The 14,393-nt window shown below is 60.3% G+C and carries 7 protein-coding genes; 5 read left to right on the forward strand and 2 right to left on the reverse strand.

The window, feature by feature from the left end; translation table 11 throughout:
- Positions 1-21: 21 nt before the first annotated feature.
- Both EKM88_RS01025 and EKM88_RS01030 read left to right on the forward strand, forming a co-directional pair.
- Positions 22-534 carry a KxYKxGKxW signal peptide domain-containing protein gene (locus EKM88_RS01025; RefSeq protein ID WP_164511949.1) on the forward strand — a complete coding sequence of 171 codons (513 nt, stop codon included), beginning with the start codon at positions 22-24 and terminating at the stop codon, positions 532-534.
- Positions 464-5,029 carry a S8 family serine peptidase gene (locus tag EKM88_RS01030; RefSeq protein ID WP_125702324.1) on the forward strand — a complete coding sequence of 1,522 codons (4,566 nt, stop codon included), beginning with the start codon at positions 464-466 and terminating at the stop codon, positions 5,027-5,029. The genes EKM88_RS01025 and EKM88_RS01030 overlap by 71 nt, the downstream gene beginning before the upstream one ends.
- 527 nt (positions 5,030-5,556) lie before the next feature.
- Here EKM88_RS01030 and EKM88_RS13650 read toward each other — a convergent pair.
- The gene (locus tag EKM88_RS13650; RefSeq protein WP_225418398.1) at positions 5,557-5,661 is read right to left on the reverse strand and encodes a putative holin-like toxin; all 105 of its coding nucleotides are present in this window, start codon (positions 5,659-5,661) and stop codon (positions 5,557-5,559) included.
- An 821-nt stretch (positions 5,662-6,482) separates the two neighbouring features.
- Here EKM88_RS13650 and EKM88_RS01035 point away from each other — a divergent pair.
- From EKM88_RS01035 to EKM88_RS01045, 3 genes are all read left to right on the forward strand, one after another.
- A complete protein-coding gene (locus EKM88_RS01035) occupies positions 6,483-9,635 on the forward strand; it encodes a BspA family leucine-rich repeat surface protein (protein WP_125702325.1) in 3,153 nt (1,050 codons plus the stop codon).
- Positions 9,636-10,117: 482 nt separating this feature from the next.
- Complete coding sequence (locus EKM88_RS01040; protein ID WP_125702326.1) at positions 10,118-11,773, forward strand: EndoS/ChiA family endoglycosidase; 1,656 nt, start codon at positions 10,118-10,120, stop codon at positions 11,771-11,773.
- A 178-nt stretch (positions 11,774-11,951) separates the two neighbouring features.
- Complete coding sequence (locus EKM88_RS01045) at positions 11,952-12,947, forward strand: LPXTG cell wall anchor domain-containing protein (protein ID WP_164511950.1); 996 nt, start codon at positions 11,952-11,954, stop codon at positions 12,945-12,947.
- A gap of 82 nt (positions 12,948-13,029) precedes the next feature.
- Here the strand turns inward: EKM88_RS01045 and EKM88_RS01050 are convergent, their stop codons facing one another.
- Entirely contained in the window at positions 13,030-14,373 is a 1,344-nt protein-coding gene (locus EKM88_RS01050; RefSeq protein WP_125702328.1) for a threonine/serine exporter family protein, read from the reverse strand.
- Positions 14,374-14,393: the final 20 nt, after the last annotated feature.

Below are 14,393 nucleotides of genomic sequence, written 5' to 3' on the forward strand. Positions count from 1 at the left end.
GATAAAATGAGGAAACGGGCAATGGGTGCAACAACAGAGTCAAAATTACACTACAAGATGTTTAAGGCGGGCAAACACTGGGCCTTCATGGGGATCGCGACATTTGGGCTTGCGGCCGGCATCGCGGCTGGCCCGCAGGCAACCGTTTCTGCAGCCGAGACGGCTTCGGCAGATGTCACCGCAACGACCGCGGTGACTCCGGCATCGGGCGCAACGACAGCCACGTCAACAGACACCAGCGAAGCACCGGCAGCGACTGAAGCGACCCCGGCCGAAACACCAGCGCCGGCTGAGACGCCGGCGACTGAGGTAGATGACGCGACGGCCCCGACTGAAGTGCCAAACGCGGATGCGGCGACTGACACTGACACCGATCCAGACGCAGACGCTGAGACAGACACAGACGCCGATTCAGGCACCGCTACCCCGGTAGACGACGCGGCAGCCACCACCCCTGAGACCGATGGGACGGACCCAAGCGGGCGGGACAACGACGCCGGCCACCCCGTCGCCAGTGGTGAACCACCTGTATGACTACCTGACGCAGCTGCTGGTTTATCGCGGGATCGATCCGACCACTGAGACGCTGGACGCGATCGTGACGGACTACTACGCGCAGCAGGAAGACTATGTAAAGAGCGGCGACTTCAAGTACGGCGAGTTCTCCATTCTCATTGCGAACCACGCCATCGATCAGTGGCAAACTGATCAGGTTTTCAGCGGGCTCGGCACGATGCTTGACAGCGATTACTACAATGGCGCCGAGCCGCCGGTCGACGCCGATTCCCTGTTTGACGGCGGGGCACTGCAGGCGTTCCAGGCTGGACTCAACGGTGAAGGTATTGTGGTCGCGGTCATCGATGGTGGGTTGGAGCCGCAAAAGGATCTGCGGCTGACGGATCCCGACAGCGCAGCGGCGCAGGAAAACGTTCAAGCCGCCCAGGACTTTATTGCCGAAAACGGGTACGGCACGTACGTGAACGAGAAGATTCCGTTCGCCTACAACTACGCCAGCAATTCGGACGAAAACTACTACAGCTCGGGTGAGGACCACGGGATGCATGTGGCCGGGATCATCGCGGCCAACGGGGAACCAACCGGGAAGGCGCAGCCGGACATCGCCAGCCTGACGGGGTTGAGCAATGACGAGGTCGCGGCCATTCTGGCGGAATCCGAGTCTGGCGCCAACCGCTACACGGTCGGGGTCGCCCCGGAAGCGCAGATCCTCGCCATGCGCGTCATCGATGACGCCGCTTCGCAGCAAAACGACACGATTGCCCGGGCGATCTATGACGCGGTCGCGCTTGGGGCCGATGTCATCAACATGTCGATCGGCAGCACCTACATCAACCAAAACGACAACAACCCGACAGAACAGGCGATCGCCTACGCGGTCGCGCACGGGGTGTTCGTCGCGGTGGCGGCCTCGAACTCGGACAGTCGCGCCAATGTCGGCAGCGCCGGCGGCAAGGACTACGCACCGGAGAACTACACGACGATCTCGAACCCGGCCACGGCCCCGGACGCCATGACGGTCGCGGCGGAAGATACGTTTGACCTGATGACGTACCTGCAGAGCTTCAACCGCGCGATGGCGCAGTTCAGCTCGGTGGGCCCACTGTCAGACTTTACCCTGAAGCCGGATATCACGGCGCCAGGGAGCAACATCAAGTCCACCCAGTATGAGGACAAGTACCAGATCATGCAGGGGACCTCAATGGCCACGCCTTACACGGCCGGGGCGGCCGCACTGTTGATGCAGTACATGCACGAGAAGTACCCGGACGTGACTGGCGGCGACCTAGTGCGCACCGTCAAGCTGCTCTTGATGAACAGCACGATGCTCAACGAGGAGCCGACCGCGCCAGGGACGCCGCTGTCACCACGGCGGCAAGGCGCCGGCTCGCTGCAGGTGCAAAACGCGATGACCCACACCGTGACGGCACAGGGCACGCAGGACGGCGAACCGAACGGCACTGGCTCACTGTCGTTGTACAACATCACCGATGGCGCGCAGATGACCGTTCACTTGGAAAACTTCGGGACGACGGATGTCACCTACACGGTGGACCCAGGGGCCGTGCTCACCAACGTCTTTGACAAAGACGCGGACGGGCGCCTGGTCGGTTCCGGGACCAGCCACGAAGAAGCCGTGGCCGGTGCGACCATCGATGGGCCGCAGTCTGTGACGGTCAAGGCCGGCGAAAGCCAGGATGTGACCTTCACCCTGCACTTTGACGCCACGGTGGCCGCGGATCAGGCGGTGGAAGGGTTCCTGACCTTCACCGATGACGCGGACGCAAACGGCGTGGTCGGCACGATCCATGTGCCGTACCTCGGCTTCTACGGCGACCTGACGCATGAGCAGGTCTTCGACAACAGCGGCCGCGGGCTGACCAACTACCTGCAGGCCAACAACCAGTTGCCGCTCGGGATCGGGAGCGCCAGCGATGCGCTCGCCATTTTGGCTCAAAACGGGAACACGAACTTTGCCAACGGGGATGACGATGCCGCGGCCGTTCAAGGGGTGGTTGCCGCCGTGGACGCCACGAAGGCCGCCATTTCACCGAACGGCGACAGCGAAAACGACAGCGCCGCACCGGTAGTTTACACAACGCAAAACCTGGCGGCGATCACCGCCACGATCCTGGACGCCGATGGTAACGCGGTGCGGGTCCTGGACCAGGAAACCAACATCGAAGGCGGCGGCCTCAGCGCCTACGGGGAGAACAACGACCCATCAGACCTCCGCGTCAGCGCCAGCATCATGGGCCACAAAGACGCGCTGACTTGGGACGGGACGCTTTACGACCCTGCCACCGGCACGTTCGTCACGGCCCCGGACGGCCAGTACTACTACCAGCTGACCGGCGTGCTGAACTACGCGGGGGAAAACAAGACGCAAACGCTCACCCTGCCGATCACCGTGGACACGGTGGCGCCAACGGTGACCAACGTGGCCTTTGACGCCGCGAGTGGCGCGCTCAGTTTCGACTTTGCGGACGACGGGATCGGCTTTACCGCCAACACGCAGGTCACGCTGACTACTGCCAGTGGCGACACCGGCGTCAACCTGGGTGCCACGGCGGCAACGGGGCACTTCACCACCACGCTGACCAGCGCACAACAGGCGGCGCTGACTACTGGCGACGGCACCTTGACGCTCACGCTGCATGATGCGGTGGGCAACGCCGCGACCGCGCAGGTGGCAACGGGGCTGGGGCAAGGCGGGACAGTCACCCCAGACGCCACCGCCACCCCAACCTTCCACTTCTACACCAACGCAGGCAGCCCGGCCGAGATGCAGGCGGCTTCGCTGGACGGCATGGGCCTGACCACCGATGCCTTCGGGGCCATTGTGACCTTCACGGATGACTCCGGCACCGCGGTGCTCAAGGCCAAGGTCTCCGGACCGGCGGGCACGCAGTACTTTGTGCGTGATATCCTGACCGGCGCGGTGTTCCAAGGGACGCCGGACGCCAATGGCGATTACCTGTTCACCGTGGACGATGTCAACGATGCCGCCGCGGCAAGCTTTAGTTTTGGCGGCGGGCTCTACCTCGGCTACGGGATTACCCCGACCAGCCAGGCAGGCGTCTACAAGCAATCGCTGACGGATGCGGCCTTCGTGGTGCCTGGTGAAGCAGGGGATGCACTGGCCGATATGACCAACGCGACGACCATTTCGCCAACCACGGACTACCAGGCCCTCAAGGACATCCTCACCGATCCGAACCAGGCCTCCCTCTTCCTGTTCTACAGCGATGCGGGCTACGAAGAGTCCCACTACAAGGGCGAGTGGCTACAAACTCTGGACTACGCGATCGCCAATGATCGCGAAGGCCAAGGCCACCTGATCGACGCCGAGCACGCGCAGGCACTCAGCCAAGGCTACATGGGCAGCGAGTTCACCATGCCGGAGCAAGACGTGCTGACGTTTGATAACGCCGGACTGGGTCAGGAGATCAACCTGGCAGAGGCGGCCAACAACAGTGCCTATGATGCGGATGCTGGGACGTACACCATCACGGGCCACGTCGCCACCAGCGGCACCTCCGCGGTATACGGCGACTACCAAAGTGCGGGGCTGTACATCCTGGGCAACTCCACCAGTGAAGCGGACCCGGCCAACCGCGTGACGCTTGATGCTGATGGCAATTTTGCCTACACCGTCAACGTAGCGCCGAACGACAACCAAGCGTACGGTTACGCGCTGGTCCTTCAACAACTTAACGCGGATGGCACGACCGGTGAAGTGCAAGTTTACCGTAACGCGCTGGTCTTCTCCACGGACACCGAGGCGCCAACGCTGGATGTGCCAAATCTGGTCGTGGGGACCGCGGACGGCACCCTGCCGGCGGCCACTTACGCCGACCACATGCAGGTGGACGCCAACGCCAATGATAACAGTGATGGCTTCACCCTGACCGTGAACGGCGATCTGCTGAAGCGCCAGCAGACCGGCGAAAGCGTCGGTGACACCGGCGTCAACGCGTTTGGCGCCGTCCAAACCACCACGACTGTGCCGCTGCAACTGGGCCAAAACGTCATCACCGTGACCGTGGTGGATCAGTTGGGCAACGAAACGACCAAGACCTACACCATCGAGCGCTTGGCCACCCCTGCACCGATCAGCGCGGACACGCCGACCTTTGCGAGCCGCGCGTCCGTCCTGGCCGCCTACACGGCCGGCCAGAAAGCTGGCCAGCGCTACGGGGAAACCGGGGCGAAGCTGCCGTCCCTGGCGGGTGAACCCGATGCGTACCTGAACGGCTTCACAGCCGGTTACACCGCGGGTCAGGCCAAGCGCAATCAGGTGCTGGCAACCCAGCTCCTGGCGCAAAAGCAAGCCCAGACCCCGGCGGAAACGACGCCGGCAACCACCGAACAGCACGCTGCAGCCGCCACCGCGCAGGGCACGCTGCCGCAAACCGGCGCGCAAGCCAACACTGGCTTGGCCGCATTCGGGCTGCTGCTGACCGGGCTGATGGGTGGCCTGATCCACCAGCGGCGCCGGCGTGAGGACTGATCGTCTCTAAGTAACGCAAATGTTTGATTGCACCTAGGCCGAGACTGGTCTAGGTGTTTTTTACTGGCGGGAGTTTGGCCTGCGGGGGTAATCGAAGCATATTCGCAGGTCTGGGGGTGGGCCGTCTGAATTTGCGTGCGACTGGCGAAGTGGACCCCACGGCACGCGACTTGCCAAGTTTCAGGGAAAAAGGCACACGACATATTTTTGCATCGGACGCGGGTCAAAATTCGCGCCGCGTGCAGCAAACTGTGTGGGTGAGCGCTTTGGGGCATCCGTCGCGCCAATTTTTGCATTGGCCGTGTACCGGTTTCCTTGAAAATCGGTTCGCCACGCGATTTGGCTCGGGCCGCGCAGCTTTGAGGAAAATTCGCGGGTCTCATCATATGGGGAACTGAAGTTGGCGAATCACGGCACGCATGCTATACTTTGGAGGAATTAAAAAAGCCGATGACGCAATGCGCCACCGGCAAGGCAAGGCCGGATTTTCACCCGGTAGCTAGCTTACAACGTTACGATAACCGTCATCAGCTTGCGAGGCCTGGACGGTTATTTTTTTGGTCGTTTTTCATGATCTCGACAATGAGACTGCCGAAAGCAATCATCAACATCAAGGTGTCAGCGACACGCATGAAGTGCGCCTTTCAGACAAGAGCGAAGTGGCGCGGTTATGAGGGTTGGGCTTTCTACGCATGTCAGGTTGTAACTCACTGCGTTCGAACAACCTGATCAAATCCAGCCTGATGCTTGCGCCCGCACTTAGGCGCGAGTAGCAGGATGGCTTAGACCGCGCCCTCATGCGCCACGCAGCTCGATGAGCGACGACCTAAAAATAAACCATAGGCATCACCCCAATCTATTGATTGAAGCTAGCCACCGTCCGGCCATTCCTTGCCAACCATCATCATACCGGAAAAGGCAAAAATACGCGAAAAACGGTATATTTGTTTCTCATAATTCGAGTGGCGGGATTCGGCTGATCGTCGCGGTCGTTATCGATTGCGAGACGGACTGGAAAGCGATGACACAATACGCTTTGAACGCGAGAACCAGTGGGGGGATCATGACTCACTGCGCCGGATGACTGCTCGTTTTTCAACCGAGGAAGATAATATATAAAGAGATCTGGCCGTCAATCGAGCATTGGCGGCTTTTTAAGTCGTGGCTAGTGAGGCTGACTGCGAAGTCGTGACAAGCTGGTTCTGGCCAATGTTAAGACGCGATGGGGTACAGAGATTCCGAAATCATACCACGGATGTCTGGGGTGGCTCACGAATTGGGGTGGTCAACTGGTCGTTGGTTTTTGGGGGGGACATCGGTGTTTATGGCAAATTGGTTAAAAATTGGTCTACATGTAATCCGGCCGGCCGTTCCCAGTGGACGAGGGGTGTCATGACTTGGATATAATTTTAATTGTAACGGAAGAAGGCATGAACAGATAAAGGAGGAACCCATGACTGATCGAAGCACGCGAAAAGGCCGTCTGAGCACCAAATTGGCGCTGACGGTTCTGATCAGCACTGTGACCCTGAGTGGTGCGCTACCCGCGGTGACCCTGGCCGAGACTACGCCAGATCAGACGACACAGCCGGCAAAGACACCGGCGTTGACCATTGAGGATGCGACCTCAGGGAGCCTGACCGAGGTGGCGCCGACTCAACCGGAGGCCCAGCCAGAAACGGATGCGGCGCCAGAGACAGAAGCCCAGCCGGATGAGGCCACGCCGGAAGAAGCGGTCACAACACCTGAAGGTGAGAACGAGACTGAAGCGGAAGATTCAACGCTTACGGAGACCCCGAGCACTACCCCTACAGATCAGGCGACCCCTGATGCGACCGTAGCGGATGAGGCTGCCTCAGCTGAGGATGACACGACCACGGCCCCAATTTCAGACACTTGGGGCACCGTTGACTGGACGATTGCAGATGGGACGCTAACGCTGAATAGCGGTGAGGGCGCATCCGTTGGGGGGCAATCGCCTTGGCAAGACTATGCTGCAGAAATCCAACGGGTGGTCATCCAAGGAACCGTTCAATTGCCGTCGTCGAGTTATGAGTTGTTCAAGGGGCTTAACAAAGTCACGGCCTATACCGGCTTGGAAAAATTTGACCTCAGTCAAGTTTGGGATATGGATAGTATGTTTGCAGAAAATACCCAACTCACCACACTGGATCTCTCCAGCTGGGATGTGAGCGGGGTGGGCGACATGCAGCGGATGTTCAACGGCGCTGGCCTTAGTCAACTGGATCTATCTGATTGGCAGACTGGGCCGTTGAGCTACGTTCAGTCAGCGTTTGCCAATATGCCTAACCTAACGCATCTCGACATCCGTGGCTGGAATACGCGGGAGGCATATAGCCGTAGCGAATTCACCGCGGGCAGCAATCAACTAGCGGAAATTGTGCTCGGCGATGATACCATCGTTTTCGGGGTTACAACACCAGGAGGAAAAGTCTGGCAAGGGGAAAATCCCGACAACCAGTTCAAAGATTCGTATGAAGGCGGTGCTGGCGACCGTTATACCCTCATTAGAGAAGCTGTATCTGAGAACGGTCAGTGGGGCACCGTTGATTGGACGCTGGAAGACGGGGTGTTGACGCTGAACAGCGGTAAGGGTGAAGACGCTTACGGGACTTCACCGTGGGACAAGTTTGCCGGAGCAATCGATCAGGTTGTGATTCAAGGTACGGTCCAATTACCGGAGTCGTGTTACGGTCTGTTTAAAGGATTTACCGATGTGACAATCTATATTGGCTTATCAAACCTCGATACCAGTCACGTAACGGATATGGACGGCATGTTCGCTGGCAATGCCAAGGTGACATCGCTGGATCTTGCAAACTGGGATGTGAGTCAAGTGACTTGGTTAGCTAATATGTTTGCAGGTTGTAAGGCGCTGACTTCGGCCACGGTTGAAAACTGGACGCCCAAGCGCTTAGAGTACGCCAACAATATGTTTGATGGGGCTGGCCTTAGTCGACTGGACTTGTCCAACTGGAAGGTAGGGGCGCTAAGTGAGGTTCAGTATGCGTTTGCCAATATGCCCAACTTGACCTACCTCGACATCAGCGGCTGGGACACGCGCTACGCTACATTCAGTACTGGCATCGTTGCCAGCAGTGATCAACTGACGGAACTGGTTTTAGGTGACAACACGTTTTTGAGTGATATTGCGACTCCCGACGGCAAGGCATGGACAGGGGCGCAGACAGGACACCAGTTTGTCGGGCTTTATCGTGGTGGCAACCCAGATCACTACACGCTGGCACCGGTCCAAGATCAGGAAGGTAAGTGGGGCACCGTCTCGTGGGACATCGATGATGACGGTGTGCTGACACTGCAAGCTGGGGTGGGCGTGAACACGTTTCACGATGCGCCGTGGGCCAAATTTGCAGCTGACATTACCAAGGTTGTGTTTGCCGGAAAGGTGACGTTACCGAAGTGTATTAATGGGTTGTTTGCTAACTTATCTCGTGTGACCAGCTACGATGTTGCCAATGTAGACGCGAGTCGAGTGACCCATATGTCCGAGACGTTCTCTGGCAACCATGCGGTGACGAGCCTAGACCTTTCAGCGTGGCAGACAGGCAAAGTAGTTTACGCTATGGACACGTTTGAAAACATGGCAAACTTGACGGATTTGAACATCGCTGGACTTGACACCACGCATACAATTTCTCCCACAATGGTTTATAACGTGCCGAAGCTAGAATCCCTCACGCTTGGGGATAAGACACGACTGATCATCTACTCAGACACGAACTGGAAAGGCCAGAAGACAGGATACCTCTTCGATACGTCATACGGTGGTGGCTACGCAGATACGTATACCCGGACAGACGAGGAGACGATGTCAGTAGAAGTGAGCTTCCACGATACCACGCATGATCGCGTGTACGAACACTACTACGCATTCGTTAACATCAAACCGGGTCAGACAACTGTTGATGTGAATCCGGCCCAGCTCCCGGATGGCTACGAGGCAGTGGATAGTTTGACGCTGAATGCTGACGACCTGCTGGCGGACAGGGGTAGCGTTGGCGACGTGCCGGCCAATATGCTTAAGATCAAGCAGATCCCAAAGACAACGACCCGTACGATCACCTTTGAAGGCCTGCCGGCAAACCTGGCTTTGAAGGATGAAGTGCAAACCGTGGAATGGCACTGGGACTGGGTCTTCAACGAAGACGATGAAGAGGAACTTGTTCCTGTGATGGGGAGTCGTGCGCAGGAGGTGCCGCGAAACCCACTGCTGTACACGCCGGCAGCGACTAACGCAGCCTATGCGGCCTATGAAGTGAAGGAAATCCCGGGCTACACCGCCAGCGTGACCACAGTGGCCGCACACAGCCTGTCAGATGCGCATGAGCTCACCAGTCTGCCGGAGAACCTGACTTACACCGTTACCTACACGAAGAATGATGCTTCAACTGACGGAAGTGGGAGCCAAGGTGGCGCGACCGGTAGCACCACTGGTCAAACGGGCACCACAACCGATGGTAAGAACCTGCCACAGACGGGTGGTGCGATGATGAGCAGCCTGACCATGCTGGGGCTTGGCTTACTCGGCCTGCTCGGGTTCAAGACCCGCAAGCGCCAGGATTAGAATTATCGTTGCAGGTGAGTGTTTAACCGTGATCGCACCGTGTCCGGTTGCGTGACAGGTGAATCCATTTCTCAAGTTAACGCTTGCCCCTAAGCGGCCTCATGCCAGAACTCATCTGGGTGAGGCCGCTTCTTTGTGCTGATGGGTGGTTGAGCCACCCGCGGCGGTGCCGGGACTGCGGGTGATAGAGGCTCAGCGAATGCTTCGCTAAGTGGTGTTAAGTATCGTTTGATCACGCACCTAGACTGAGACCGGTCTGGGTGTTTCTTGATGTGGCGACTTGTTTTGATCCCATTTCCCCCCCAACCGTCCCTAACCCCAGTCCCCCCTTGGCTTGATATGGCGCGATAGACCAAAAACCGAAAAAATAACGCTCACGGTCGCCCCAAAATAACGGCTAGCCCTTACAATCAAGCCGAGGGAATCGTACCGTGGGTGGCGGCAACGCATCGAACAAGACAGTTGGGAAAGGTTGGGATAACATGACAAAAGTTGGCACGTTGATTCGGCAAGGTCTTCTGGCGGCAGTCGTGGGGGGATGCGTCTGCCTGGGGCTAGCGCTGACCAACGCGGTGCCTGTGCACGCGGGCACCGCGCCGAACGGCAAGACGTTTATGGTGTATTACCGGGCTTGGCGGGACAAGACGATGAAGGGCGTCAACACAACGCTGCCGGACCCGAACCGCCAGTCCATGCTGGATCTGCCTGAGGGCATCGACATTGTGAATGTGTTCAGCTACGTGCCCAGCGGTGAGGAAGCCGCGGCGGCACCATTTTATGACGCGCTCAAGACGGTGTACGCGCCTGCGCTGCACCGGCGCGGGGTCAAGCTGGTGCGCGCGTTAGCGTATGACGGGATGCTTGCGGACTTCAAGCGGTATGCGGCGACGCTTGGCGGCCCGGCGCCTTTGACGGCGGCCCAGCAGCTGGCGGCCGCGGACGCCTGGGCGCAGCAGGAAATCGCGCAGCTGGCCGGCCAGTATGGCCTTGATGGGCTGGATATCGACATGGAGCAGCATCCGGATGCGGCGACTGCGGCCCTGTCGGATGTGTTGATCCAGGCGCTGGCCAAGTATCTTGGACCAAAAGCGCACAACGGCACACTGTTGATTTATGACACGAACGCGTCAGACATGATGCCGTTCAAAAATGTTGCCGGGAACTTCAGCTATGTCGGCTATCAGCAGTACGGCAGCGGCACTGATCGCACCGCGAAGGCTGCGGCTGATTACGTGGCCGCGGGGCTGGCGCCAGGGCGCTTTCTGGCCGGGCTGACCTTCCCCGAAGAAGGCGATGAGAACAATCGCTGGGAGGACACGAATCCTGCCGATTTTCTCGCCAGCCATACGCACCAGCAGGCCGCGTTTCAAGCGACGCACAATTTAGGGGGGATGTTCCTGTATGCCGTTGATCGCGACGGGCGCACCTACAGCGAGACGGATCTCGGTCATGTGATGCCAACCAGCTATCGGTGGACCAAAACGGCGATCGCGGAGACCAAGGGTTACACCTTGGCGCAAGTGAAGCAGGCCGGGCGCCAACACCTCGCGCGGGTGGCGGCCCACAAGGGGTGGGCTGCGGCCACGGTCCGCAAGACGCAGGCGGCCCTCGATGCGGCGGACACGGTTTTTGCCGTCTACTCAGCGTTCATGTCTGATGATTATGCGCGCTCGCTGGACCCCAGCTTCGATGCGGTGAAGGAGCTGGCCCACCCGCTTGCGGACAAAACGGCACTGAGCGCCGCGCTAGCGACCGCAAAGGCCCAGCGTCAGCCGCAGGCGGGGTTGACTGCAGCCATCACGGCAGCGGCCGCCGTGCTCGCGGATGACTGGGCCGACCAAGCCGCCGTCGATGCCGCGACCGCCAGGTTGACAGCCGCCACCGCCGCCAGTCAGGCCACGCAACCGGCCACTGAGTCCCCAGCTAAGGCGCGCACAGCGCCAACTGGCCACGCACCACTGACGTCGCGGCAGCCGACACCTGCCCGTTACCCCAAGCGGCGGCAACCGGTGCGCGTGAGCCACGCGAAGCACCTGCCGCAAACCGGCGAGACGCGCAGCCCGCTGGCCGCGATGGGGGCGGCCGTGATCGCGTTGGTCGCGGGGCTGGGGGTGATGCGGTGCCGCCCGCAGGACTGAGGGCTGGTGCACACGGGGTGAAACGGCTTGTAATAAATTTATGCTTCTAGTGAGTATAATCGTTTTTGTAAAATTGTATTGACCACCATCAGTCGGCTCCGCTATGATGAATGAAAGGTCAGCCGGTGAACGGATGACCAGCTCATTGGCGGGAATGGCCAGTCATAAGGAGGACGAGATGGTGAGTAGACAAGTTTCAGCCGGGCGCTGGCATCACCGCCTGCGCCTGCTTTTGATCAGCGTGGTCGGTCTGCTTGGCCTGACGCGTGGGCAGGGCCAAGTGGCGGGCGCAAGCACCGCACCGGCGGCCCTTGTCGGCGAGGCAGTCGGGCCTGCCACAGCGGCGGATGAGCCAGAGACGAAGACGATCCACGTCAACTTGGTGGACCGCGTCACCGGTGTGCTGATGGTGCCCCTGACCTACACGGTGCCCGTTGACAGCGGCGTCCCACTTGAGGCAGTCGCGCAGGCCGTGCCGGCAGGGTACGAAATGGTCCTAGAGGAAGTGACGTACGATGAGGCGACGCAAACCTACACGGTGCCGCTGGCTCAGATCCCCGGGGCAACGAAGACGATCCACGTCAACCTAGTGGACCGGGCCACCGGTGTGCTGATGGTGCCCCTGACCTACACGGTACCCATTGACAGTGGGGTGCCGCTTGAGGCAGTCGCGCAGGCCGTGCCGGCCGGGTATGAAATGGTCCTAGAGGAAGTGACCTACGATGAGGCGACGCAGACCTATACGGTGCCGCTAGTCCGGGTGCCAGAGCCCACTAAAACGGTGACCGTCAACCTGGTGGACCGCACAACGCAGGCGCTGATCAAGCGCCTGACGGAGACCGTGCCGGCCGATACCGGTGTGAGCCTCGCCACGATCGAGGCCGCGGTGCCCAGCGACTATGTGCTTCACGCCGATGAGATCACCTACGATGAGGCCACGTTAACCTACACGGTACCCATCAGCCGGCGCGAAACTTCGACTCAGCCACAGCCCAGCACACCGCCAGCACCGGCCATCCCACAACCGACGCAATCGGCTGAACCGGCACCTACGCCCACCGCGGCGCGCACCCTGCCGCAAACCGGCGACCGGCAGACAATCTGGCTCAGCGCTTTGGGGCTGATGATACTTGCGGTGCTGGGTGGCTACTGGTACCGCTCAGGCAGGCACTAAACCGACAATGACCCCCGCATCAATCCACTGAATGGGATTGGCGCGGGGGTCATTTTAGCGAAAAGTCGGGTGTTTGTAGGCGTCAGTCCACGTGCCGCCAAGCCGAATCCGTCAAGATCCGCGCCGCGGCCAGCCCCAGAGGTAGGGCCACCACGATCAAAAGTGCCTTGACGAGCCAGGCGGCGCCGACGTCGAAGTGGTTGCCGCCGAGGTTGAACATCGCGCGGTACATGTAGAGCCCGGGCACCATGATGACGATGGCCGGGACGGTCAGCGAGATGCGCGGGAAACCGGTGTCGCGGTTGACGGCGCTGGCGAGCAGGCCGGCGACCAGCGCACCGAGGAAGGCCGCGGCGGCGGCCGGCATGGCAAAGTCAACGAGCGTCAGGCGCAGGGTGTTGGCCACGGCGCCGAGCAGGCCGGCGAAGGCTGCGAGCTTGCGTGGCGAGTTGAACATGATGGAGAAGCCGTACACGCCGCAGAAGCTGGCCAGCAGGCGCAGGCCGAGCTGAACGCCGAAGCTGAGGTTCAGCGGGATGAAGTTTTGCGGCTCAAAATGGACGAGCAGCGCGACCAGCCAGCCGGTGATGGTGGCCACGGTGATGACCATGATGGCGAAGGTCCCGCGCTCCAGCCCCGAGCGCATGTCGAGCTTGGCCATGTCCAGGCCGCTGGTGATGAAGGGAAAGCCGGGGATCACGAACAGCATCGCGCCGATGTAGCCAGCCTCGTGGGCCTGCGAGATGCCAAGCGTCAGCTCCAGCACCTTGAACAGCAGCAGGTAGGCCAGGCAGCTGATGGCGACGGACACCGCGGTGCTGGCAGTGACGGTGATGCGCCGCGCGCCCATCAGGCGGCGCGAATAGTTGCCGGCACCGGCGCCGACAAACGCGCAGACCATCTCGATCGGCCCGCCGCCCAGCAGGAAGGTGAAGGCCGCACAGGCCAGCGCGCTGGCGAGGCCGGCGGTCGCGGCGGAGAAGTTGCCCGGCTTTTTTTGGATCTGGTCGAGCCGGTCGTGCACCTCCTTGGGCGTCAATAGCAGGCACGTGGCGGAAAACTGGTTGACGAAGCGCTCCATGTCCGTCAGTTTGTCCGTGTTGACCCCGCTGGTTGGCAGCGACAGCGCCTGCGAGTAGTGGCGCCCGTTGTCAAAGCAGGTGTACTCAATGGTGATCAGCCCCACATCGGCCGCACACGTCAGCCGCAGCGCCCGCGCGATCGTGTTCATCGCCTCGCGCACGCGCCACGCCCCCGTGCCACATGACAGCATGATGATGCCGACGCGCCCGACAATGGTGGCGCGCTCGGTCAGGCTGGCCTTGGTCACCGGCCGATTTTCGTCGCGCACAAAACTGTGCCACGGGATCGCCATGTGGTGGTTGGCGGAGAGATGAACGTGTGGGGTGGGTTCGGTGGTGGACATAAGGGGCCTCCTGGTGTTGG

Origin of the sequence: Lacticaseibacillus daqingensis (assembly GCF_003946115.1) — a bacterium.
Taxonomy (GTDB): domain Bacteria; phylum Bacillota; class Bacilli; order Lactobacillales; family Lactobacillaceae; genus Lacticaseibacillus; species Lacticaseibacillus daqingensis.